Origin of the sequence: Algibacter marinivivus, from assembly GCF_003143755.1 — a bacterium.
GTDB classification, from domain to species: domain Bacteria; phylum Bacteroidota; class Bacteroidia; order Flavobacteriales; family Flavobacteriaceae; genus Algibacter_B; species Algibacter_B marinivivus.
Genome location: NZ_QFRI01000002.1, coordinates 575,415 through 598,429, shown reverse-complemented (window position 1 = coordinate 598,429; position 23,015 = coordinate 575,415). Strand labels below are relative to the sequence as shown.

The 23,015-nt window shown below is 32.9% G+C and carries 25 protein-coding genes; 2 read left to right on the top strand and 23 right to left on the bottom strand.

Features of this window, described 5'->3' with window-relative positions:
* Window positions 1-15: 15 nt before the first annotated feature.
* From DIS18_RS11055 to DIS18_RS10965, 19 genes are all read right to left on the bottom strand, one after another.
* Window positions 16-477 carry an SRPBCC family protein gene (locus DIS18_RS11055; protein ID WP_109353119.1) on the bottom strand — a complete coding sequence of 154 codons (462 nt, stop codon included), beginning with the start codon at window positions 475-477 and terminating at the stop codon, window positions 16-18.
* A 2-nt stretch (window positions 478-479) separates the two neighbouring features.
* Window positions 480-941, bottom strand: a complete 462-nt coding sequence (locus DIS18_RS11050) for a TspO/MBR family protein (protein WP_109353118.1) — start codon at window positions 939-941, stop codon at window positions 480-482.
* Window positions 928-1,104 (bottom strand): Lacal_2735 family protein, encoded by a 177-nt coding sequence (locus DIS18_RS11045; RefSeq protein ID WP_109353117.1) that lies wholly within the window; start codon window positions 1,102-1,104, stop codon window positions 928-930. Before DIS18_RS11045 ends, DIS18_RS11050 begins: the two co-directional genes overlap by 14 nt.
* A gap of 4 nt (window positions 1,105-1,108) precedes the next feature.
* Complete coding sequence (locus DIS18_RS11040) at window positions 1,109-1,648, bottom strand: glutathione peroxidase (protein WP_109353116.1); 540 nt, start codon at window positions 1,646-1,648, stop codon at window positions 1,109-1,111.
* Window positions 1,649-1,651: 3 nt separating this feature from the next.
* Entirely contained in the window at window positions 1,652-2,335 is a 684-nt protein-coding gene (locus DIS18_RS11035; RefSeq protein WP_109353115.1) for an SDR family NAD(P)-dependent oxidoreductase, read from the bottom strand.
* Between the two features lie 21 nt (window positions 2,336-2,356).
* A complete protein-coding gene (locus DIS18_RS11030) occupies window positions 2,357-2,572 on the bottom strand; it encodes a hypothetical protein (RefSeq protein WP_109353114.1) in 216 nt (71 codons plus the stop codon).
* A 157-nt stretch (window positions 2,573-2,729) separates the two neighbouring features.
* Window positions 2,730-2,948, bottom strand: a complete 219-nt coding sequence (locus tag DIS18_RS11025) for a hypothetical protein (protein ID WP_109353113.1) — start codon at window positions 2,946-2,948, stop codon at window positions 2,730-2,732.
* A 4-nt stretch (window positions 2,949-2,952) separates the two neighbouring features.
* Window positions 2,953-3,642 carry a GTP cyclohydrolase I FolE gene (gene folE, locus DIS18_RS11020; RefSeq protein ID WP_109353112.1) on the bottom strand — a complete coding sequence of 230 codons (690 nt, stop codon included), beginning with the start codon at window positions 3,640-3,642 and terminating at the stop codon, window positions 2,953-2,955.
* 50 nt (window positions 3,643-3,692) lie between these two features.
* Window positions 3,693-3,965, bottom strand: coding sequence for a TIGR03643 family protein (locus DIS18_RS11015; protein ID WP_109353111.1), 273 nt, complete (start codon window positions 3,963-3,965; stop codon window positions 3,693-3,695).
* Window positions 3,962-4,411, bottom strand: coding sequence for a hypothetical protein (locus DIS18_RS11010; RefSeq protein ID WP_342752169.1), 450 nt, complete (start codon window positions 4,409-4,411; stop codon window positions 3,962-3,964). Before DIS18_RS11010 ends, DIS18_RS11015 begins: the two co-directional genes overlap by 4 nt.
* Before the next feature lie 102 nt (window positions 4,412-4,513).
* The gene (locus DIS18_RS11005) at window positions 4,514-5,995 is read right to left on the bottom strand and encodes a cryptochrome/deoxyribodipyrimidine photo-lyase family protein (RefSeq protein ID WP_109353109.1); all 1,482 of its coding nucleotides are present in this window, start codon (window positions 5,993-5,995) and stop codon (window positions 4,514-4,516) included.
* Window positions 5,985-7,517 (bottom strand): cryptochrome/photolyase family protein, encoded by a 1,533-nt coding sequence (locus DIS18_RS11000; RefSeq protein WP_109353108.1) that lies wholly within the window; start codon window positions 7,515-7,517, stop codon window positions 5,985-5,987. Before DIS18_RS11000 ends, DIS18_RS11005 begins: the two co-directional genes overlap by 11 nt.
* On the bottom strand, window positions 7,518-8,828 hold the full coding sequence (locus DIS18_RS10995) for a DASH family cryptochrome (protein WP_109353107.1): 1,311 nt from the start codon (window positions 8,826-8,828) through the stop codon (window positions 7,518-7,520). It abuts the gene before it with no gap.
* Entirely contained in the window at window positions 8,798-8,944 is a 147-nt protein-coding gene (locus tag DIS18_RS10990) for a DUF2256 domain-containing protein (RefSeq protein ID WP_109353106.1), read from the bottom strand. The genes DIS18_RS10995 and DIS18_RS10990 overlap by 31 nt, the downstream gene beginning before the upstream one ends.
* Window positions 8,895-10,364 carry an SDR family oxidoreductase gene (locus DIS18_RS10985; protein WP_109353105.1) on the bottom strand — a complete coding sequence of 490 codons (1,470 nt, stop codon included), beginning with the start codon at window positions 10,362-10,364 and terminating at the stop codon, window positions 8,895-8,897. Before DIS18_RS10985 ends, DIS18_RS10990 begins: the two co-directional genes overlap by 50 nt.
* Complete coding sequence (locus tag DIS18_RS10980; RefSeq protein WP_109353104.1) at window positions 10,361-10,993, bottom strand: flavin reductase family protein; 633 nt, start codon at window positions 10,991-10,993, stop codon at window positions 10,361-10,363. The genes DIS18_RS10985 and DIS18_RS10980 overlap by 4 nt, the downstream gene beginning before the upstream one ends.
* A 1-nt stretch (window position 10,994) precedes the next feature.
* Window positions 10,995-12,308, bottom strand: coding sequence for an ABC1 kinase family protein (locus tag DIS18_RS10975; protein WP_109353103.1), 1,314 nt, complete (start codon window positions 12,306-12,308; stop codon window positions 10,995-10,997).
* A 6-nt stretch (window positions 12,309-12,314) separates the two neighbouring features.
* Window positions 12,315-12,971, bottom strand: a complete 657-nt coding sequence (locus DIS18_RS10970) for a TetR family transcriptional regulator C-terminal domain-containing protein (RefSeq protein ID WP_109353102.1) — start codon at window positions 12,969-12,971, stop codon at window positions 12,315-12,317.
* 98 nt (window positions 12,972-13,069) lie between these two features.
* A complete protein-coding gene (locus tag DIS18_RS10965) occupies window positions 13,070-13,726 on the bottom strand; it encodes an MIP/aquaporin family protein (protein WP_109353101.1) in 657 nt (218 codons plus the stop codon).
* A 233-nt stretch (window positions 13,727-13,959) separates the two neighbouring features.
* Between DIS18_RS10965 and DIS18_RS10960 the strand changes: the two genes are divergently transcribed.
* The gene (locus tag DIS18_RS10960; RefSeq protein WP_109353100.1) at window positions 13,960-14,817 is read left to right on the top strand and encodes a DUF2911 domain-containing protein; all 858 of its coding nucleotides are present in this window, start codon (window positions 13,960-13,962) and stop codon (window positions 14,815-14,817) included.
* A gap of 204 nt (window positions 14,818-15,021) precedes the next feature.
* On the opposite strand, the gene DIS18_RS10955 is transcribed toward DIS18_RS10960, so the two are convergent.
* The 3 genes from DIS18_RS10955 to DIS18_RS10945 all read right to left on the bottom strand — a co-directional run bounded on the left by DIS18_RS10955 (window position 15,022) and on the right by DIS18_RS10945 (window position 20,443).
* A complete protein-coding gene (locus DIS18_RS10955; protein ID WP_109353099.1) occupies window positions 15,022-16,011 on the bottom strand; it encodes a Gfo/Idh/MocA family protein in 990 nt (329 codons plus the stop codon).
* Window positions 15,989-17,803 (bottom strand): sodium:solute symporter family transporter, encoded by a 1,815-nt coding sequence (locus tag DIS18_RS10950; protein ID WP_109353098.1) that lies wholly within the window; start codon window positions 17,801-17,803, stop codon window positions 15,989-15,991. The genes DIS18_RS10955 and DIS18_RS10950 overlap by 23 nt, the downstream gene beginning before the upstream one ends.
* Window positions 17,804-17,917: 114 nt before the next feature.
* Window positions 17,918-20,443 carry a PIG-L family deacetylase gene (locus tag DIS18_RS10945; protein WP_109353097.1) on the bottom strand — a complete coding sequence of 842 codons (2,526 nt, stop codon included), beginning with the start codon at window positions 20,441-20,443 and terminating at the stop codon, window positions 17,918-17,920.
* Between the two features lie 377 nt (window positions 20,444-20,820).
* On the opposite strand from DIS18_RS10945, the gene DIS18_RS10940 reads away from it, so the two are divergent.
* A complete protein-coding gene (locus tag DIS18_RS10940) occupies window positions 20,821-21,717 on the top strand; it encodes a hypothetical protein (RefSeq protein WP_109353096.1) in 897 nt (298 codons plus the stop codon).
* 215 nt (window positions 21,718-21,932) lie between these two features.
* On the opposite strand, the gene corA is transcribed toward DIS18_RS10940, so the two are convergent.
* Window positions 21,933-23,000: a magnesium/cobalt transporter CorA gene (gene corA / locus DIS18_RS10935; protein WP_109353095.1), complete on the bottom strand. Its 1,068-nt coding sequence runs from the start codon at window positions 22,998-23,000 to the stop codon at window positions 21,933-21,935.
* Window positions 23,001-23,015: the final 15 nt, after the last annotated feature.

The window sequence follows — 23,015 nt, the reverse complement described above, 5'->3', positions numbered from 1 at the left end:
TTAATGACAATAGAATTAGTATTTACCAAAAAGTTCCTCTAGTTTTTCAGTTCTATAACTAAAAATTTCTTCCAATTTTGGTTTTACTAAAATAGGGTGTACAAGTTGCCCTAGCAAACCAAAAGGCACTTTATAATCAATAATGTCCTCCATTTCTACACCACCTTTAATTTCTTTAATAAAATGCTTGTGATGCCATAGTGCATAAGGGCCAAAGCGTTGCTCGTCTACAAAATAATGCTTATCAACACTATGTGTAATCTCCGTAACCCATTTGGTTTTAATACCTAATACTGGAGTTACGATGTATTGAATAATTTGTCCTGCAAACATAGGTCTGTCTGCACCAGATAGAATATGAAACCCCATATAATCGGGCGTAATAGTTTTCAAGTTCTTAGGGTCTGATAGAAAATCCCAAGCTTGATCTATAGTAATTGGTAAATTCTGTTTTTTATGAAGTCTGTATATTTTCATATTTAGTTATTCAGTAAAATATATCCATTTAAAGAGGTAGCAATACAAAGCCAAATTAGATATGGGAGAATAAGAAGTGTTTTTGCACCCATATCTTTTTTGAAGTAAAAAGTAAATGTAGCAACAATAAAAGTTAGTAATAAAATGGTTGTAAATCCAAAACCAATCAAATGCTGATTGAAAAAAATATAGTTCCAAATAACATTAAATATAAATTGAACAACAAATAAAAAGATGACTGTTGCGTTTGGTTTCAATTTATATAAATATGCCATGTAGATTGAAAAACAAATCATTATAGTAGTCCAAGCAACACCAAAAACCCATCCTGGAGGTGTCCAAGGTGCTTGATTTAAATTGGTATACCATACAGTTTGAGGGCCATTATCCATAAGCCAACTGCCAATAGCTAAGGCACCAAAATTTATTATTAAAAAGACAAAGATGTATTTAAGCAGCTTCATTTCTTAATGCATTAATTTGTTCTGCAATAATTTGCGCTTCTGCATATTTTTCATCACTTGCAGACCGGTTTATGGTAGATAACTCATGCCATTCTTTCATCAGTTTTTTAAACTTGTCTTCTAGTTTTTCTAATTTTGATTTCTTTTTAAATAATCCGAACATAACTTTATTTTTTTAAATGTGTTGTGATTTTTGAACTTAATGGATTTGTAGATGAAAAGAAATAATCTATCAAATTGCCATCTGGATCAATTAAATATTTTTGAAAATTCCATTTTACAGAAGAATCTTTTACGCCATTATTAATTTTTTGTGTTAACCAAGTATACAAAGGGTGTTGGTGCTTTCCTTTAACATCAATTTTTTCTGTAATTTGAAATGTAACACCATAATTTACCTGACAAAAGGATTCTATAGCTTCAGCATTACCAGGCTCTTGTCCACCAAATTGGTTACAAGGCACACCGATAATTTGAATTTTATCTTTATGAGTATCGTGTAGCTTTTGTAAACCTTCATACTGCGGCGTAAAACCACATTTTGAAGCTACATTTACAAAAAGGACGTGTTTTCCTTTAAAATTAGCTAAGTCAATAGGTTTATCGTTAAGAGCATTAATTTTAATATCATAAATAGAGTCTATATCCATCTTTTTAACTGTTGATTTTGAACTGAATGTTGCTACAAATGCTTTTAGTGTATTCATAATTTAAATTTTAAAACTTACAATACCACAATCCATTTCAAATATTTGCCCTGAAAGAGATGATGACTTTTCAGATAATAGAAATGCAGCCATATCTGCAACTTCCTCTGGAGATAAAAATTTCTTTAGTGGATGACGATCAGTAATATTTTCTATCATCTTCTCGTTTCGTAATAGCTTTGAAGCTAAATCTGTATCAGTTACTGTTGGCGCAATTGCATTTATACGTAGGGTAGGCGCTAGTTCTGCACCTAATGATTTTACTAAGCCTTCAATACCCGATTTTGCAACTGCTATACTAGCGTGGTAAGGCATACCTAGTTTTGCTGCCACAGTACTAAATAAAACAATAGAAGGTTTGCTTCCATTCTTTAAGATTGGAAGATATTTTTGAATCACTTTTACAGCACCAAGTACATTGATTTCAAAATCATTTTTAAAATCATCAATACCTAAACGTCCTATAGGTTTTAAGTTAATGCTCCCAGGACAATAAACAAGTCCGTCTGCATTATCAATTTCTGGTAATTCGTCTTGTGTAACATCGCATTGGTGGTGAGTTAGGTTGTTGTGCGATATTTCTGGAGTACTTCTGCTAATGTTTATAACATTAAAATTGGCTAATAGTTTTTCAACTAAAGCTTTTCCAATGCCCTTACTTCCACCAACTACTATTATCGTTTTCATGGGTTTCAGGGCATTTAGTTTTTATGGCCTGCCCTTTAGCCGCTTTTCTATTTTTTGTTTAATGACTGTTAAACGCTTCATTAAATCCATAATCTCAGGATCTTTTTCTACTTTGTAGATATCGTTTAAACCTAATATTAAACTTTTTACTTCTCTAGATGACTCGATACGCTCACTCGTTGTCTTAAACGTGTGTCTACGTTGCTCGAACTCTAAAGCTTTGTCAATAATCTCCATAATTTTTTTTAATCTTTAATCTATCTTAATTGGTGCAATTTGCATACCAATTTTGCCAATATAGTAAATTATGTGAGATTAACTATTTTTATTGATGATTATTAGGTAAAATTTAATATTTACTAATATTTCAATATATATATTGAAAGTTATACTATCATAATAAACGTCCTTTTAATCGCTTTTCCACTTTTCTTTTAATAACGGTTAAGCGCTTCATGATATCCATTATATGCTCATCTTTATGCTGTTTATAGATTTGATTTAAATCTAATATTAATGCTTTTGCTTCTCTAGAGATTTTAACACGATCGCTAGTAGACAATGATCTCATTTTTCTTTGCTCAAATTCTAAGGCTCTGTTTATTAATTCCATAATATTAACTGTTTAAATAATTTTGCAATTCTGTAATTTTTTCTGAAGTATTAAATTGTCCGCCATAAAACGCGGTAACCGTCGAAGAAGTATCATCTTTAATACCTCTAGAAGACACACATAAATGTTTAGCATCTATTATTACTGCTACATCTTCTGTGTCTAAAATTGATTTTAACTCGTTAGCTATTTGGTTTGTTAAACGCTCTTGAACTTGCGGGCGTTTCGCATAATATTGTACTATTCTGTTTAATTTTGAAAGGCCAATTACTTTTCCAGATGAAATGTAAGCCACATGTGCTTTACCAATAATAGGTACAAAATGATGCTCACAATTTGAATAGAACGTGATGTTTTTCTCAACCAACATTTGATTGTATTGATACTTATTATCAAACAAGGCTACTTTTGGTTTATTAGCAGGGTTTAAACCTGAAAATATTTCATCTATGTACATTTTTGCAACACGTTTAGGAGTGCCTTGTAACGAATCATCAGTTAAATCTAAGCCCATAACATCCATTATTTCTTCAAACAAAATGGCAATACGTTCTTTTTTTTCTTCGTCAGATAATTTGAAAGCATCAGCTTTCATTGGTGTTTCTAGACCTGTATAGAGATGGTCATCTCCAATATCATCTAAAGAGAATCCGTTTAACTTGTGTCCGTTTGTTCTTAATTTTTCTAATTGCATAGCTTCTTTTTTATGTGCTGTCTTAATCTATTACAACCAATCAAAGCACGTTAACGTTTTGATATTTTATTGTGTGTTATCTGTTTCTGTCTACTACATTTAAAGCGTCCCTTTTCAAATACTCTTAATTTTTCATGTTTTGTGGAACGCCCTTGAACCCGTTTGCGCCACATTCTGAAACTACTAGGTTTCATTTCTCTTCGCATTAATTCAATAACTTCCTGCTCTTTTAAACCAAATTGAAAATGTATAGATTCAAAAGTAGTTCGGTCTTCCCAAGCCATTTCTATAATTCTATCAATATCTTCAACAGTTAAAGTCATATATTTTGAAATTTATACTGTTCGTCATATTTAATCTTTTCATCTAGCATTTTCTCAAAAAATCGCTTATTCTCTTTAAATGTTTTATTGTTTTTAAAGTGAATAAATTTTCCTTGCGCATGAATACTAGCTCCGTTTGTTTTGTAAATAACTAATTGATAGTAAGGGATTGCCCAAGTAAAATTTTGTAATCCTTTATTTATGAATAGTAAAATGCCATTTTTCCGTAATTCTATATTTGCATAGTTAGCGTCTGACACTGTATTCATGTAAGATTGTAAGTTTGGGCTAACATCTTCAATTATCATGCGTTTAGAACCAATACCTTTCATTTTCAAAGACTCTAATAAAGTGAAAGATCTACCCACTAAATCACTTAATAGGTGTTTATGTTTTTTGTCGAGGTATGTAGTATCTAGTATCATTTTTATTACTTGATACTTCAAATATACAAAATGTTTAACTTATTATAAAAAAAGTTAAACAAAAAATAAAATCATAGTATTGATAAAACTTATAGCTAGTTTAAGTTTTTGATATTTATAGAGTTACGTGTTAGGTGAACGTTTTCTTTGGGTATGTTTTTGGAGTATTCTTTTACTTTCTTTTATTACAGTTTTGTTTTTTCTGAGATTCCAGAGTGTATCTCCTGCCTTTTTTCTTGTTGTTTCTATATCTACAATCGGATTTGGATAATCAACACCTAATTTGAAATTATAGAATTGTTGTTCCATGTCTGTCATTAAATAAGGCTCGTGCACAAAAGGTGTGTCCAAATGTTTTAATTCTGGAGCCCACTTCTTAATGAATATAGCATCAGGGTCGTGTTCCAAACTGTTCTTAACAGGATTATATATGCGTAACATGTTTGTTCCAGTTTCTCCAGCCTGCATTTGCAGTTGTGGAAAGTGGATTCCAGGTTCAAAATCCAAAAACATTTGTGAAAGGTGTGTAGTAGCTTCTTGCCATGGTTGCCAAAGATTATGTGTAAAAAAAGAAACCACTAAAGCACGCATTCTAAAATTTAAATAACCTGTTTCATTCAAACAACGCATACAGGCATCAACTAGTGGGTAGCCTGTTTGTCCTGTTTTCCAAGCTATTTGGTATTGTTTTGAAATGGCTTTTTTTAATTTATGAAACCCCTTATTTACGCTAGCTTCTTCCATGGTGTGTTCCATTTCAAACTTTTGAATAAAATGCGTTTGCCAACGTAAACGAGACATAAAGGCTTCTAAAGCTTTTTTGTGTTTTGATGTTTTCTTTAAATGATAGGCCAGATGATACACTTCTCTTACTGATAAATTACCCCAAGCAATGTATGGCGAAATTCTACTGCAGCTTGTTCTTGCTTGTTCTGGTTTAGAAATATTGAACATGTAATTTTGATAACGACCCTCAAAAAACGATTTTAAATATCTAAGCCCCATAGTGCGTCCGCCTTTTTGAAATGGGGTCTGCTCAGGTGTTTTTAACTCTGGAAGATTGAAGTTTTGTTCTAAAATAGTAATATCTTGAATAGATAATAATTGATTTTCACTAGGATTAAATGGTAATGGTTCTAGGGCATAAAAAGCATCTACCATTTTATTCCAACTATCTCTGTTTTTTAACCCTCTTTGAACACCATTGTTTACGTTTTCGTGCCAATTAATTAGATTGTTTTTACAATATCGCTTAAAATTTTTATCACGTTCAAAAGTTGTTAAAATGCCTGTTTCTTGATGTGAATAGATGTCTGAAATACTATAATGATTTTGTAATTGATTAATTGCGGCGATAATATCAGACTGAATAGCAAGTATTTTAGAGTTGTGGGTTTCTAGCGTTTTATTTAAATCTAAAATGGATTCTTTTATAAAATTCCAATGGCGTTTGCTATAATGAGGATCATTGATAAGTAAGGGTTCAAAACAATATAATAGAAGTACAGTTTTTTTAGATTTTAGCGCATTAAAAATGGCTTCATTATCCTGAAGGCGTAAATCACGCTTCAACCAAACTATATGTATTTGTGGTTTAGTAGTCATCCTGATTTGCTATGATATGTTGCGCTTTTTCTTTTATATTTTGTAGTTCGGTTTTATCCATCTTATCAAGTAAATTATACATCATCCCCATTCTGAAGTTATTTCCTAAATATTCGCGTTTTTCATCTAAAAAATTCCAGTATAGGCTGTTAAACGGACATGCATCGTCTTCTAATTTCTTGCTTTTGTTGTAATGGCAACCCGAACAATAATTGCTCATTTTATTGATGTATGACCCTGAAGACACATAAGGTTTTGTTGCAATTTTACCACCATCAGCAAATTGACTCATACCTCTAGTATTGGTAAGTTGAACCCACTCTATTGCATCTACATAAATACCCAAATACCAAGCATCAACTTCGTCTGGATTAGTTTGTGTTAAAAGAGCGTAGTTTCCAGTAATCATCAAACGTTGAATGTGGTGTGCATAACCATTGTCCAGAGAATTAGTAATGGCGTGTTTTAAACAATTCATTTTGGTATTACCTGTCCAGAAAAAGTCGGGTAGTTTATTATGATTTTCGAGTTCGTTTTTAGTTTTGTATTCAGGCATAAATGTCCAATACATTCCACGCATATATTCCCGCCAGCCAATTATTTGTCTAATAAAACCTTCTACTTGAGAGATGTTGATGTGTTCTCCATGTTTCCTATAATAATTCATTATTGTAGTTACAATGTCTTTTGGAGAAATGAGTTTTAAATTCATTGCAAATGATAATCGTGAATGAAATAAATAGTCTTCATCAGTATGCATAGCATCTTGATAATCGCCAAAATGAATTAGCAGATGTTCGCAAAAATATTTGAGCTGTTCTAAGGCTTGAGTACGAGAAATAGGGTAGGAGAATGTTTTGGTTTCAAAGGTTCCAATGGTTTTAATTTTAGTGTTTTCTATGTCTTTTGCTATTTCTGAAACATCATTTTTAAATAGTTTGTAATTTGGGATTTCAACATCGCCTTTCCATTTATTTCTGTTGCTTTTATCGTAGTTCCATTTACCACCTTCAGGTTGATTGGCAATCATTAAGATATTGTACTTTTTACGCATGTCTCTATAGAAGTTTTCCATGAGATATTGCTTTTTGCCTTTGAAGAAATTGCTTAAATCTTCACGTTTTGTATAAAAATGTTCTGCCGAAACTACTTTTGAGGGGATGGATAATGATTTACAGAATGTATGTAATTGTTCATCTAATCTATACTCATCAGGATAGATGTATTCAAAAGTTTCAATCTCAAGCTTCTTTATTAAAAATGAAAGATTATCGGCAAGACTTTGAGTGTTATCTTCATCATTAATTTTTAAATAAATAACCTTGTGGTCTTTGCTCTTCATGTCTTTTGAAAACTCACGCATTGCAGCAAAAAAACCGATAACCTTTTGAATATGATGGGCTACATAGTCTGTTTCTTGACGCATTTCAAACATGCAATACATAATAGCATCGTTTGTTTCCTTAAACCACGAGTGTTTGATGTTCAGTTGATCACCTAATATGAGCCTAAGTATTTTCATTTAAAATAAGGTTTCTTGTAACCATAAATTTTGAAATTTACCAGACGAATCATAACGTTCAGTCTGTAAATTCACATTAAACTTTCTATCTCTGGGGTCGTTACCAACACCAGACACATACAACCAATTACCATAATTGCTATGTACATCATAGTCAATAAGCATTGACTCAAAATAAGCAGCACCAATTCTCCAATCTAGTTTAAGGTCTTTTGCAAAATAAGAGGCTACGTTTTGTCTCCCTCTATTACTCATCCAGCCTGTTTTTTTTAGTTCAATCATATTGGCATTTACAAAAGCCGATTTTGTTTCTCCATTAATCCATTTTTGAATTACATTTTTATCATTCTTCCACTCGTAATCTTTTTGAAGAATGCCACCAATTTTGAAGATATTACTTCCATGTTTTAGCGAAATGTATTTAAAATAATCGCGCCAGATTAATTCAAAAATGAGCCAATATGTGGATTGATTTTTATAATGTTCTTTTTCAAATTGTTTCACTTGCCAATAAATGGTTCTAGCTGAAATACTACCATTTGCTAACCAAGGCGAAAATTTTGAGCTGTAGTCTTTTCCAATTAAACCATTTCTTGTCTTTTTGTAAAACCCAAGTTTTTTTGTTTCAAAAAAATAATGCTGTAACCTCTCTATAGCGTTTGTTTCTCCGCCTTTAAATGGAAAAGCAGTATTAGGATGAGCTTCAAAATCTTCAAAACCTAAATCTTTAAGCGTAGGTATTTGTGTGTTGTTTTCAGATGAGATATTATTTTTGATTTCGTTATTTTCAACAGAAAATCTTACTTTACTCTGTTTCTCAATATGCTTTCTGAAATTAGTAAACACTTTCGGGATTTCAGAAAAAGACATATCAATATCTTTTGGATGAAATAGAAATTGATCAAAATAGCCTTTAAATAAGATAGTATGTGATAAAGCGGATTTTACATTTTGAAATACTGATGATTCTTCGGTTGTCCATTCCTTTTGAAGGTAAACACTATTAATATTGAAAGTTTCAATGATAGCTTTAATAGCTATTTCAGGTTTTTCTATATAAACGAGCAAGTCAATATTTAAAGCCTTTAAATTTTTTTTTAAATCATGTATAGTTTCAATTAAAAACTTGGCTCTAAATTGTTCCGTTTTTTTGAAACCAAACTTGTCCATTTCAAAATGCCTTGGGTCAAAACAGTAAACTGCAATAACGTGTTTATGGTTTTTAATGGCTTGGTTTAAAACGGTATTATCTTCAACTCTTAAATCGTTTCTAAACCATACTAAGCCGATATTGTTTTGTTTCTCCTGCATCGTTCACTACAATATTTTACATGTTCCCAATTCTTTTCCCATTTCTTTCTCCATGCGAAAGGGCGTTTACAAATTAGACACGTTTTCTGTGGTAAATGTTGCTTTTTGTGACTCAACTTTAACAAGTTTATTAATCATTCCAGAAAAAATAAATCCATGGAAGGGAAGTACAGTGTACCAGTATAATCTACCCCAAAGTCCGCGAGGTCTAAAAGTTGCTGTTTGTTTTAATTTATTGTCTTCTATTTTAAATTCTAACCAAGCCTCTCCAGGTAAGCGCATTTCTGCATAAAGCAGTAGTTTTTGTTGGGATTTATTGGCAAAAATAACACGCCAAAAATCTAAAGCATCACCTGCTTTCAACTCAGTTGGGTTTGTACGTCCTCGTCTTAAACCAATACCGCCAAAAAGTTTATCGATATAGCCTCTAATACGCCATAAGATGGTGCCATAATACCAGCCATTAGTACCGCCAATACTCCATATTTTTTCAATGGTTTCCTTGGTATCAATCACATAGCGTTCTTTGTAATCTTTAAAACAACCAAACTTAGGTACATTCACATATTTATGTAAATTATTTCTAAGTCTGCCGCTACTTACCATAGAGTCTTTCCAACTGGAAACAATACTATTCTGCTCAATTTTTTCAAAAGCTAGTGCAACTGCTTCTTTATAGGTTATTGGATTAACCTCTAATAATGCATTAATATCACTTTCTTTTCCTATGATTTGAATCCCCATACTATCCACTAAAGACGATGCTAATTTGTATGAGGTGGATGTTACAAAATATAGCCAGTAAGAAGACAATTTAGGCGTCATCACAGGCACTGTTAATATGTACCGTTTTAAGCCCCTAACTTCAGCAAATTGTAGTAACATATCTTTATAGGTAATCACTTCTGGTCCAAAAACATCATAGGTTTCATTATACACTGCTTCATTGCCTGCTGCTTTAGATAAGAACCCTAGAACGTCTCTAACTGCCAATGGTTGCGTTTTTGTATTCAGCCATTTTGGAGCAATCATAAATGGTAATTTTTCTACTAAATCTCTTATAATTTCAAAAGAAGAACTGCCAGAGCCTACAATAATACCAGCTTTAAAAATGGTAAGCGCATAGTTATCTGATGCAAGTTTGTCTTCAACATTTTTCCGGGATTGTAAATGCTTAGAGAGCTTATCTTCATTAGTGATACCGCTTAAGTAAATAACTTGTTTTACATCGGTAGTTTCTATATAGTTTTTGAAATTTATAGCACAACGCTCTTCTAAACTTTCAAAATCCTTCGAAGAGTTAGACATAGAATGAATCAGGTAATATGCAACATCAATTTTCTTTGGAATATTTTGAAGCGTTTCAGGTTTTAAAAAATCAGCTTCAATAACATATACATTTTCATCTTCAAAATAACTCTTTTCTGCTCTTAATCTATCTCGAACAACACAAATAACAGTATGTCCTTCATTCAATAGAAAAGGAATTAAACGTTTGCCTATATAGCCAGTTGCACCTGTTACGAGTATATTCATGACTGTTGTATTAACGCTTTTGGTCTTTGGTAACCAAAGCGTGTTTTAGTTTCTGCTACCGCATAACCATCTAATCCATTAATAGCTGCGACTTCAGCTTTTGACAAGTTGATAAAGCCATCATCTTCAATAAGGTTATCGTTTACATACAACCCCACTATTTTACCAACCACTAAAATGGTATTATTTGTTTTAATATCGTATTCTTCAACGTATTGCATTCCCAATTGAACGGGGGCGTTTTTCACAAAAGGTGCTTGAAATTTTGGTTTGTATTCTGGGTTTAGATTGGTAACATCAAATTCTGAAATCTCACTTTTATATTTTGCAGAGGTGTGATGTGCATCACTTATGATGTTTTTGTGAATATGATTTATGGTATAAAACCCGGAAGCTTTTATATTATCATAGGTGTTTCTAATAACTGTAGTTGGTCTTAAAAAGAAACCCAACATAGCAGGACTTGAACCAATGTGAGTTACAGAACTAAACACCGCAACATTCTCGATGCCATCTTCTGAAACAGTACCAATTAAATTTGCAGACTTGTAGCCTGAACAACTATTAATCAAATTGATTTTATAGATATGGTCTAAATTCTTAATATCTGCCTCACTAAAGTGTTTCATCTTATGACAATTTTAAATAATTGTTGATTTTGATGTTTTCTGCTTTTAAATCGAACATTAAATTATATAACCCAAAGAAGGTTCTATTGATATAAATAAAATGTTTGGAACCACGGTTACCATTCATCTTCTTTAAATCTGTGCTTTTTGAATAGCGCTCTCCTAACTCTGCAATTTTTCCAAAGAATTCAGCATCAGAAAAATCGAAAGTATCTTGATGAAATGGTTGTGTAAATAGGCTCAACATCTCATGAAACATGGCAGTAAAAAAGGCTAATTCTTCTTCAGAGTCATCTTCACGTAATATTTCTAACTCATAGAGTTTTTTAACAAAATAGTCCTGATTATTGATATTTTCTGGTTTGGCTAATTCGAAATAGGGTGTATAAAATGCCATAGGAATGGTTTTCATACACCCGAAATCTAACGCTATTAATTTTCCTTTTTCATTTACTAAAAAATTTCCTGGGTGTGGGTCTGCATGTACTTTTTTCAAATTATGAATTTGGTACATATAGAAGTCCCAGAGGGCTTGCCCTAATTTGTTTGCAATATCTTGATTTGTATTGTATGCTGTAAATTCAGAAAGATGTTCACCATCCATATAATCCATAGTGATGATACGTTCAGATGAAAACTCCTCATAATATTTTGGAAACTCTAGATTGGAAATATGAGAACAAGCTAAAGCAATTTCTTTGCTTTGCTTCATTTCCAACACATAGTTTGTTTCCTCAACCAGTTTATTTTCTACTTCTTTAAAGTATTTATCAGAGTCTTTTCCTTTAATGTTAAACATACTCATTGCTATAGGCTTAACCATAGCTAAATCTGAAGCAATACTCTCCGCAACTCCCGGATATTGGATTTTCACAGCAAGTTTTTTCCCATTCTTAGTTGCTATATGCACTTGACCGATGCTAGCAGCGTTTACAGAAGTTGCGTTAAAAGTATCGAATATGTCATTTGGATGTTTTCCAAAATATTTTTTGAATGTTTTTATTACTAGTGGCGCAGACAATGGCGGTACTGAAAATTGTGCTAAAGAGAATTTTTCAACATAAGCCTGTGGCAATATGCTTTTTTCCATACTTAACATTTGTGCCACTTTTAAGGCGCTCCCTTTTAATTGTTTTAGACCATCATAAATATCTGAAGCGTTGTTTTTATTGAGACGTGCTTTGGCCTCGTCTTCAGTATTTACAATTTTATCGCCGTAATATTTTAAATAATTTACACCAACTTTTGCACCCGTAGAAACCAATTTGGTTGCACGTTGTATTTTTGAAGTTGGTATTTTATCTATAGTTTTCATAGGACTCTAGTTCATTTGAAATTTTTCTTTGAATAGAAATTTTCCTAAATCCAAAACACTTTTTAGGGGCGCAATATCTAACACATCAAAAGTGGTGTTTACTGATTTCTCAATGAAAACATCTGTCTTTTCGAAAGAAGCAGAGGTGTCATCTAGCCAAAACTTCATGGTTAATAGTAATTGCAACCATGCTGATTCTTTTAATGCTTTATCTTGAATTTTTTCAAGTTGTTCTTGTTTTACGTCTAACATCTGAATCTCTAACTCGCTTACATAGATAGTAAAATGTGTTTTTAAATCAGATAGCATTTTCAGGCCTTTTAAGTCGTTTTTATACTTATCTAATACGTGCTTTACGTAACTTCTGTTTGCTGTTAGGTTTTCAAAAAATGTGTAGTAAAAGCTTAGTAGTTTATTTCTTGCATCGAATATTTTGTAGTCTTCACTTTTGTATAAAGCATTTACAGAATTTGTAAAGAAGGCTTCAAAAATGCCTTTCTCTACAGCTTCAAAGGACGCAAAATGTTCGTAGAACTTTGCTTCTTCAAAATTATTCATTTTGGCAAAAGCAAATATGGTCTTAGGATTTTGATTATGTTCTAGGACATAATCCATATACCAGGTTATAATATCGTTTTTTGAAACTGTTTTTTTCTTTGCCATAATGATTATATTTATGGTAAAGATACAAAATGTTTAACAAATATTTAAATAAGTTAAACAAAATAATAAATACTACTATAAGATTTTATTATTGAAGCTTAACAACACTGCTCATCCTTAACCAATTTACAGCTAGAAACGGCAGTAATAGCGCCTAAAATTGGTGCAGAAATATATAACCATAAATACTGGAAATTACCAGTAAAAAGGGCAGGAGCGATAGAACGAATAGGGTTCATGGATGCTTTAGTCATTGGGCCAGCAAACATGGCTTCCAATAAAATAACACCACCAACTGCAATAGCGGCCATAGTGCCAATTTCTTTACTGCCTGTTGATACATTAATAATAACGACCATTAAAAAAAAGGTGAGTATAAATTCTAAAATGGCTGCTTTGTATGGTGGGAAACCTTCTGCTGGTGTGGTTTCGCCTAGAAATTGACTTCCTGGAAATAGGAACCATAATAAGAATGCAGCAAAAATAGCACCTACAGCTTGGGCTAAAATGTATTTTGGTACTTTGTTCCAAGCAAATTTTTTAGCAAATGCAAAACCTATAGTTACAGCTGGGTTAAAATGTGCGCCTGAGATTTCACCAAAAGCGTAAATCATGGCCATAACTATAAGTCCCCATGTTGCTGCAACACCAGCGTGAGAGATACTTCCACTTGTTATTTCGTTAATAGTCATGGCGCCACAACCACAGAATACCATGGCGAATGTGCCTATTGTTTCGGAGATATATTGTTTCATTATAGTTCGTGTTTTGCGTTAGGGATTGAAGCGACATCCTTTTTTGCCATAAAAGCAAAAAAGATATAGCGGAAAGCCCGACCTATTTCCTGAACTAAATTCAGGAGATAGGTAACGCCCAAATTTTATGCTGTAAAGATACAACGTCTTATTTTAAGCTTTTGTTAACATTAACCGATTTTATTATAGTTAATTTTAGGCTGATAAAATCTTAACTATTAATAACAATTGAAATGAAAAAATTACTTGTATTATTTTTAATGTGCACCACTATTTACTCGGTAAATGCACAAATAGAAACACCACAACCTAGTCCATCTGCAAAATTAGAGCAGAAAGTAGGCCTTACAGATATTACTATTGAATACTCTAGACCTGGAGTAAAAGGGCGTAAAATATTTGGAGGATTAGAGCCTTTTGGAACCATTTGGAGAACTGGTGCAAACAAAAACACAATTATTACGTTTAGCGACGACGTTAAAATTGCTGGACAGGATGTGAAAGCAGGATCTTACGCTATTTTTACAAGATTAAACTCAGCTACATCTTGGGATGTTATGTTTTATAATGATACCAATAATTGGGGGACGCCTTCTCCAAAAAAATGGGATGACAGTAAAGTAGTAGCAACTGCTAATGTTAAGGTTGAAGAAGTTCCGTTTAACGTTGAGACATTTGCTATTGATATTAATAATATTAAAAACGATAGCGCAGTTTTAGAGCTAATCTGGGAGAAATCTTATGCTGCTGTTCCTTTTACAGTACCAACAAATGCTAAGGTAACTGCAAACATTGCTAAGGTGATGAACGGACCATCTGGAGATGATTATTACGCTGCTGCGGTATATAATTTGGAGTCTGGAGGAGACATTGCTAAGGCAGTTACTTGGATTGATAAAGCTGTAGATATGTCTAAAGATAAACCAAAGTTCTGGTGGATCCACCAACAAGCTTTAATCCATGCTAAGTCTGGCGACAAAAAAGCCGCTATTGCTGCTGCAAAATCGTCTTTAGCCTTGGCAAAAGAAGCTAAATATGATGCTTATATCAGAAAAAATGAAGAAGTATTAAAAGAATGGGGTGCTATGTAATTTAGACTTTTTTAGAAATATAAAAAGAGCGCAATCAGTTATGGTTGCGCTCTTTATTTGGGCGTTACCCGCAAGGGGTCGGGCTATCCGTTACAAGTCCTCGCACCTCTCCCTTAACCCCGATAGCTATTGGGGTCGGGATCGGGCTGTGGGCTTTCCACTGCTATCCCTAACGCGCTTGTTTGCCAAGGTTGTTTTTATAAATTAATAGCTTAGGTTAATCAGCTTTCTAACAGCATCCAAAGCTTCAATAAGTTGTTTACTAAACTCAAAAGTCATCACATTGCTTTCAGTTTTTTGCTGTCTAAGTAATTCATTAAAATGGATAGCTTCGTAATTGTATCCTATAGTATTGTATCCAAAATCTATGGTTTTTGGTGAGCCATTTTTAGGAATAATTGTTACGGTTGTTGGCATATGAAACATACTATTTATTTTAATAGTACCACGTTCGCAATAAAATATAACTTCAGTAGCGGTATCTTCAACTAATGTACTTTTTAAATAAGCGTTCACATTATTATCATATTCAAAAACCATATCACAAGAGGAGTCTGCACCATTATCAAAATATGTTGCTTTAGCATCAATGTTTTTAGGAATTCCAAGCGTAGAAAGTGCAGCAAAAATAGGGTAGATGCCAATATCTAGTAAACTACCACCACCTAAAGATTTGTTGAATAATCTAGAAGAATTATCAAAAGCTCTGTAAAATCCAAAATCGGCTTCCAGTTTTAAAATATTACCAAACTTTTTTTCTTCCAGTAAGTTTAAAACGTATTTGTAGTGTGGCAAAAAATAAGTCCACAAGGCTTCCATTAAAAGCACATTTTTAGCTTTGGCTTTAGTAATCATTTCAGAAACTTCATCGCTATTCATAGCAAATGGTTTTTCGCACAAAACCGCAATACCATGTTCTAAACACAGTAAGGTATTTGCTTTATGAAGCGCATGCGGTGTTGCAATATATACCGCGTCAATATTTTTATCTTGTGCTAAGATTTCGTAGCTATTATAAGCTTTAGTGGCGTTATATTTTGATGCAAAGGCATTTGCTTTTTCTTGATTTCTAGAAGCTACAGCGTGCAGTTTAGCACCTTTAACGTTGAATAAATCTTCAGCAAATTTATGAGCAATATTTCCCAAGCCAATAATGCCCCAATTTATAGTTTTAAGCGGTTGATTTTTCGTCATTAGAACTTACAATTTGAATTAAAAAAGCAATAACCATAACTAGAACACAACCAAAAAGATTAAGCCATAAATAGGGCATCCAATCAAACCACCATCCAATTATGACAATACATTGCGTAATTAAAGCACCAACAAAAACAGCGTTTGCTTTAACATATTTAACGAAAAATGCTAACAAGAAAATACCTAGTACATTGCCGTAAAAAATGGAACCAATAATATTTACAAGTTGAATTAAGTTTTCAGCAAGATTTGCAAAACATGCAATTATAATAGCGATTATACCCCAGACTAAAGTGAAAATTTTAGTCATCTTAACCATGTGTTTTTCATCTTTTTCACCTTTAACATTTCTGCCATATAAATCAATAGATGTAATGGTTGCCAAAGCATTAATTTCTGATGCTGTTGAAGACATAGCTGCAGATAGAATTACGGCTAAAAGCAAACCAATTAAACCTTTTGGAAGGTATTTAAGAATAAACGATATAAACATATAATCTCTATCGTTGGTAGCGGTGTCTTTTGCTGAAGCTTTATACAAATCGTTTAATTCTTCCTTTTTTGTTTGATAAGCGGTTGAGTTTAAATTTAATTTTAACAATTCGCCACTAAGTTTTTTGAAATTGTTATCATAAACCGGATCAATAGCTCTTTTAATTAAATACTTTGATTTTAAACGATATGTTTTTTCTATACTATCTAGCCGAAACAGTTTGTTTTTTGTTATTGGGTCATTATTTCTAGAATACTGAATACTCAGTTCTTTTTTTGAGTTAAATAGCTCGGTTTGTTTTTGCTGTAGTTTTTGGTAGTTTTCGGCGTATTCAGAATTTAAAACGGTTTTAGTTGATGCATCTATAAAGTTTAAAGGTGCTTGATTAAATTGGTAAAAAACAAAAACCATAACACCAACTAATAAAATAAAGAATTGCATAGGTACTTTTAATAAGCCATTAAAAATTAAACCCATTTGCATTTCCTTCATGGATTTACCTGATAGGTAGCGTTGCACTTGACTTTGATCTGTTCCAAAATAAGCTAGCGCCAAAAAAGTTCCTCCAATTAAACCAGTCCAAACAGTATATCTGTTTTCTAAATCAAAAGAAAAATCTAGAACTTCCATTCTGCCACTTGCACCAGCTATATCAATAGCTTCTTTAAACGAAACATCTTCAGGAATTAAATCCAATATGATAAATAGCGCTGCAAACATACCTGCAAAAATGACTAACATTTGTTGCTTCTGGGTTACAGTTACCGCTTTTGTACCGCCAGAAACAGTGTAAATTATAACTAAAATGCCTATTGTTACATTTAGATATATAATAGGCCAACCTAGAACTATAGACAAAATAATAGCAGGAGCAAAAATGGTTATTCCTGCAGCAAGTCCACGTTGAATTAAAAATAAAATAGCAGCTAAACTTCTGGTTTTTAAATCGAATCGATTCTCTAAAAACTCATAAGCTGTATATACTTTAAGACGATGGTATAAGGGTATAAATACTAAACAAATAATAACCATGGCTATAGGTAAACCAAAATAGAATTGGACAAAGCCCATGCCATCTGAAAAAGCTTGACCTGTAGTTGATAAAAATGTAATAGCACTAGCTTGAGTAGCCATTACTGACAAGCCAATGGTCCACCATTTTGATGTGTTTCCGCCCCGAACATAATCTTGAACACTATTACTACTGTTTTTTGTTTTCCATGTGCCATAACCAACAATAGCAAGTAGCGTAGAAATTAAAACAGCCCAATCAATCCAATCTAAAGTCTGTGTCATTTTAAAAGGATTTTGTTATCAGATAAAAAAGAATAATATAGACTGCATTAGCAATTAAAACAATAGAGTATAGTTTAAGCCAAGGTTGCTTTGGTGGTTTCTCTTCACTCATAATTAATCGTTTAATTTTTGGTTCTCCTTAATATTGTCTTTTCCTAAAGACAACATGTTTGCAAATAATCTATAAGCTCCAGAAACACCCGCAGGAAACTCTCTAAAAAAGCTTAATCCGGTATAGATGTAATGGCCTTTACCATGTTTTGCAATCAATAAACTACCGTCTCTTGCAGGTTCGCCTTTATCGTTCATGGATAGAATAGGAGTGAACTCACTTCCCCATTTGTTAGGAAAATATAAACCACGTTCTTGTGTCCATCCTTCAAAATCCTTTTGGGTAATTTTATTTGGGAAGTTCAGTACTTCGTGAGCTGGATTTAAAAAACGAACTTCTGCAGTTTCATCTGTAACTCTATCGCGAGAGAGTTTTAAATCGTAAGGCGCAATATTGTCCGCTTTTAATCTGTAACTCGTGTTGTATTGTACAATCATATTGCCACCATTGCCAATAAAATCAAATAATTGTTGTTGCTTAAAACTTAGGTTTTCAACGGTATTGTATGCACGAATACCAACAACTACAGCATCAAATCTGCTTAACGTTTCTGCGTTAATATCCTCTGGTGTTAATATTCTAACGTTGTAACCAATTTGCTCTAAACTTTCAGGAACCACATCGCCAGCACCTTGGATATAAGCAATATTCTCACCTCGTTTTTGAATGTCTAAACGCACAATTTTACTTTCACTTGGTAATAAAACTGTTTGAAAAGGAATGTGCTCATAATCAATCTCGATAAGTTCTTTAGTATAGTCTTTATCTGCAATGTGTACAATAGGGCTTATAAAACCTTCGCTTTGGTTTTTAGGTGGGATAACGGTAAAAACGAGTGTTTGTTCTTCGCCTTTGTGGGCAATAGAAACTTTTTGCTTTTTAGGAAAAACACTCCAATCGTCAGGGTGACATACTTCCACATCGCCTTCAAGGTTATTTCTTCCAGCTTTTACAACTACAGTGATATCGCGTTGTTGGTCGTTATTTAGAATAATGACTTTCTCAGTGATTTTAGCAGAAGCTTCTGGGATAATTTCAAACGGACGATACAATTCGCCTTTATCAGGTTTTGAAAACCTTTGAATAATAGGTTTTGTAAAGGTTATTGGTGTGTTATCTATAAGAACATTAAAATCTATATTGTAGGTTCTTGGAGTTTCTGGCTTACCAATAAGATTGGCGTCTTTAACTTTATACATGCCCAAAGATCCTTTTTCATTTAACCAATAAGGTGTTGTGGGTTGCGCATTAGATTCAATTTTCACCACTTCTTTAAAATCAAATTTTGTGTTGTTTTCTAATGGCATACTTTTTTGAATATTTAAACCACTAGCATTGGTTAAGCTTTGTAAAACAATCGGATATTCGCTACGGTTTAGTACTTCAATATTAAGCTTGATGATTTCACCTTGGGTTGCCCAATTGGTTTCAGCTGAAGCTTCTAAATATAAACCAGCACACATTTCGATAATTGCTTTAAGTTCTTTTGATTTCTGAGCTTTCCAATGGGCATCATCAATTTTTTGTAGAAGTTTATAGGCTTTAACTAATTGTGAAATATGGGTTTTTGGATTTTGAAAATTAAAATTCTTTTCAATAGCATTTAGAATATTTCCAATAGCTTCTCCACCTTTTACACGTTTCCAAGAGGTATCAATACCCGCAAAAACAGTTTCGTTGCCATCAAGCGGATCACCTTTTAAAAACTCAATATATTCTTGTTGGGTACCACGCGTAGAAACACGTCCGAAGCCTTGGCACAAATGCTGGCTACTCGCTATGGAAGCCAGTTCGTTATTACTCATGCCTTTTAATGGGTAGTAGGTGCCAATATCAACCGAAATCATGTTGCTTTTATCAATTTTATCAAAGGCTTCTCTACTGCCGTAACGCCACCAACTGGTGTTATAAAATAAACGTTTTGGTTGCCACAAGCTAGTTTGTTTTAGTTGGTTAGAATATGCTGACTCATCGTTTGCTAATTCAAAAGCCTCCATGCTTAACATGGCAGATGTGGTGTGGTGCCCGTGTGTTTGTCCTGCTCTTCGGTGGTCAAATCTGTTGATGATGATGTCGGGTTTAAATTGTCTGATGGCTAAAACCACATCGCTTAATACTTGGTCTTTGTTCCAGATTTCTAAAGTTTCATCTGGGTGTTTGGAATAGCCAAAATCGTTTGCTCTAGTGAATAGTTGTTCGCCACCATCTACACGTCTTGCAGCTAGAAGTTCTTGTGTTCTAATGACACCTAGAAGTTCTCTGATTTCTGGACCAATTAGGTTTTGCCCGCCATCGCCACGGGTTAACGATAAATACGCTGTTCTTGCTTTTGCGTGGTTGGACATGTATGAGATTAAACGCGTGTTTTCATCATCGGGATGTGCTGCCACATACAATACCGAACCTAAAAAGTTTAGTTTTTGGATGGATTCGTAAATCTCTGAAGATGAAGGTGTTTTTGGTTTTTGTGCGTTACTATTTGTAATGAATAAAATACCTATTAAGATGTAAAGTATTGTTTTTTGCATGGATTGTAGTTAAGTAAAATCAAATATAGAAAAGTAAACCAGTAGGCATACAGCTTTTAATGTTTCTTTAACGCTTTGAAAAATATATATAGAGTTCTACCATACTTTTTTGGTTATATAAAAGTGATTTTTTTATGAGTTTATCTTGTATTTATATTATTTGAAGAGATAATAAATATTTAAATATATCTATTTTGTAATTAGTGTTTTATAGATGAAATACAATATTATGATAAATTTCATGATATTTTTAAAAGAAAACAGATATTACAGGATAGTGCAGGATAGATTTGGAATAGCCTCATGATAAATTAATAGAATATTAGAATTATTTTTGAGAATAATTTATTTTTTAACCCCATAATCTAAATATTAATATGAAAAAACCATTAAACTTAATGAAAACAAAAATGCTAGTAATGCTTGCATTATCTGTATTTGTAACATCTTGTTCTAATGATGAACAAGACATGTTAGAAGATGATTTAAATGTAACTCCGGATTTAAATACTACCCTTGAAAATAGTAACTTAGCTAGTACTTGTAGTACTACAATGTATACTTATGGAGGAGGTTTTGATGTTAATAAAAATGTTAATACTATTATTGATGATAGATCTTGTGTTTATAATTATGCCCAAACAACATATGGTACGCCCAATACTTGGGGATTTTATAGATTAAGAGCCAATACAAGTTCTGATGGTAACCAAACAAGAATTGAAAGAGCTAGTAAGGTAGTTACTAAGGTGAAAAGTGGAAATTATATTGAAATAAGTGGAACAGTAAGAATTGCTAAGGCTGGTGAATTTCCTAATGAGACTAGATCTCTTGGGAGTATGAGTAATAGAGATGGAACCTACTTTATACAAGCAAAAGGTAGAGATACAAGTGGTAATGGATCACCTGATCCAGCAATTGCTCTATTTATAGCAAAGGCAACTAAGGTTAATGGTCAAGATTATTTTAATATTTATCGCGAGGAAATAAAAAAAAGAGGTGGATCTGGTAATGATAGAAGACTAGTATACATTACTAGAGTTAAGAAAAATAGAGATTTTGATGTTAAAGTTAGAACAGGTTTTAGTACAAATAGTGATGGTAGTTTAAGACATTATGTAAATTCGACTATAAACGGCGTATTTAAAAGTTTCCCAGTTCCAAGAGCAGATCAAGCATTACAGGCTAAATTGCGCATGGGTGCATACAGATGTAAAGGAGGAGAAGCTGCTATTCTATGGCGTAATGTCAATACAAAATTTAGAAATAATTAATTATAGCTTAGTATAACTACGTTATTAGAAACTTATAAAAAGAGTCTGTTTAATAATTTAAACAGACTCTTTTTTATTTCAGATAAATACTAGTAGCTTAATTAATTATGAGCTTCTTTTAGTAAAATTTAACTAAAATATTTGTAATGTCCTTTTCTAAGAAATACCTTATGGTAACCTGCCTACCGGCAGGCAGGCTCCCAAATACTAATAATTTAGAGCCACTTTTTCTTCCTGAAATAATAGAGCATGCCTAAAAACATGACAATCATGGCGCCCCAGAGGATGAAGTAGGAGTATTTGTATTGGAGTTCTGGTATGTACTCGAAATTCATGCCGTAGATACCTGCGATGAAGGTGAGCGGGATGAAAATGGATGCCATTATGGTGAGGACTTTCATGACTTCGTTCATTTTATTGCTGATGGTGGTCATGTACATATCCATTAAACTCCATATCATTTCGCGGTAGATATCGATGTTTTCTGAGACTTGAATTAGGTGGTCGTAAATATCTCTGTAATAGGTGATTGTCTTTTTTTGAATAAGCGGGCTTTCGTTTTTTTCGATACGATTAATAACTTCGCGTAATGGGAAAATAGCACGACGCACTCTTAGAATTTCGCGTTTTAGGTTTTGGATTTTTTGACTGATATCATCATCTACTTCACCCGAAAAAATAGCGGTTTCAAAGTCTTCTATTTTATCGCCTAAAATTTCTATGACACTAAAATAATGGTCGACTATGGCATCGATTAGGGTGTACAATAAATAATCGGCTTGCATATGGCGTACGCGCCCTTTGGCTTGCCGGATGCGGTCTCTTACGGCATCAAAAACATCACCTTCAGCTTCTTGAAAGGATAGCACATAGTTTTTGCCTAAAATAAAACTAACTTGTTCTGAAACGATGTTTTGATTTTTATCGTAATACAGCATTTTTAAAACCACGAATAGATAATTGTCATACTCATCAATTTTTGGGCGTTGTGCGATGTTTACAATATCTTCTAGAACTAGTGGGTGTAATTCGTAATGATTACCTAATTGTTCTATCTCGTCAACGTAGTTTAAGCCGTTAACATTTATCCAAGTGGTGGAGTTTGTGTGTTTGAAATCAAAACTTTCTGTAACAGATTTTAAGTCTAATTCGGTACAGTTTTCCTTTGTATAATCGAAGGCTTCAAGGTGTAGTTTTTCTTTGGAGCGTTCTCCTGTGTAGACTACACTTCCGGGTATTTGTCCTAATTTCTTTTTAGACCGATAAACTCTTTTTTTTGGCATTTCTAAAAATTATAC

Coding starts and splice junctions, on each gene's coding strand:
- DIS18_RS11005 (WP_109353109.1), bottom strand. CDS start 5,995: ATGACTACTAAACCACAAATACATATAGTTTGGTTGAAGCGTGATTTA.
- DIS18_RS11055 (WP_109353119.1), bottom strand. CDS start 477: ATGAAAATATACAGACTTCATAAAAAACAGAATTTACCAATTACTATA.
- DIS18_RS10960 (WP_109353100.1), top strand. CDS start 13,960: ATGAAAAAATTACTTGTATTATTTTTAATGTGCACCACTATTTACTCG.
- DIS18_RS10965 (WP_109353101.1), bottom strand. CDS start 13,726: ATGAAACAATATATCTCCGAAACAATAGGCACATTCGCCATGGTATTC.
- DIS18_RS11050 (WP_109353118.1), bottom strand. CDS start 941: ATGAAGCTGCTTAAATACATCTTTGTCTTTTTAATAATAAATTTTGGT.
- folE (WP_109353112.1), bottom strand. CDS start 3,642: ATGCAATTAGAAAAATTAAGAACAAACGGACACAAGTTAAACGGATTC.
- DIS18_RS11045 (WP_109353117.1), bottom strand. CDS start 1,104: ATGTTCGGATTATTTAAAAAGAAATCAAAATTAGAAAAACTAGAAGAC.
- DIS18_RS11030 (WP_109353114.1), bottom strand. CDS start 2,572: ATGGAGATTATTGACAAAGCTTTAGAGTTCGAGCAACGTAGACACACG.
- DIS18_RS10945 (WP_109353097.1), bottom strand. CDS start 20,443: ATGCAAAAAACAATACTTTACATCTTAATAGGTATTTTATTCATTACA.
- DIS18_RS11035 (WP_109353115.1), bottom strand. CDS start 2,335: ATGAAAACGATAATAGTAGTTGGTGGAAGTAAGGGCATTGGAAAAGCT.
- DIS18_RS10980 (WP_109353104.1), bottom strand. CDS start 10,993: ATGAAACACTTTAGTGAGGCAGATATTAAGAATTTAGACCATATCTAT.
- DIS18_RS10940 (WP_109353096.1), top strand. CDS start 20,821: ATGAAAAAACCATTAAACTTAATGAAAACAAAAATGCTAGTAATGCTT.
- DIS18_RS10955 (WP_109353099.1), bottom strand. CDS start 16,011: ATGACGAAAAATCAACCGCTTAAAACTATAAATTGGGGCATTATTGGC.
- DIS18_RS10950 (WP_109353098.1), bottom strand. CDS start 17,803: ATGACACAGACTTTAGATTGGATTGATTGGGCTGTTTTAATTTCTACG.
- DIS18_RS10975 (WP_109353103.1), bottom strand. CDS start 12,308: ATGAAAACTATAGATAAAATACCAACTTCAAAAATACAACGTGCAACC.
- DIS18_RS10995 (WP_109353107.1), bottom strand. CDS start 8,828: ATGCAGGAGAAACAAAACAATATCGGCTTAGTATGGTTTAGAAACGAT.
- DIS18_RS11000 (WP_109353108.1), bottom strand. CDS start 7,517: ATGAAAATACTTAGGCTCATATTAGGTGATCAACTGAACATCAAACAC.
- DIS18_RS10985 (WP_109353105.1), bottom strand. CDS start 10,364: ATGAATATACTCGTAACAGGTGCAACTGGCTATATAGGCAAACGTTTA.
- DIS18_RS10970 (WP_109353102.1), bottom strand. CDS start 12,971: ATGGCAAAGAAAAAAACAGTTTCAAAAAACGATATTATAACCTGGTAT.
- DIS18_RS11040 (WP_109353116.1), bottom strand. CDS start 1,648: ATGAATACACTAAAAGCATTTGTAGCAACATTCAGTTCAAAATCAACA.
- DIS18_RS11015 (WP_109353111.1), bottom strand. CDS start 3,965: ATGACTTTAACTGTTGAAGATATTGATAGAATTATAGAAATGGCTTGG.
- corA (WP_109353095.1), bottom strand. CDS start 23,000: ATGCCAAAAAAAAGAGTTTATCGGTCTAAAAAGAAATTAGGACAAATA.
- DIS18_RS11025 (WP_109353113.1), bottom strand. CDS start 2,948: ATGGAATTAATAAACAGAGCCTTAGAATTTGAGCAAAGAAAAATGAGA.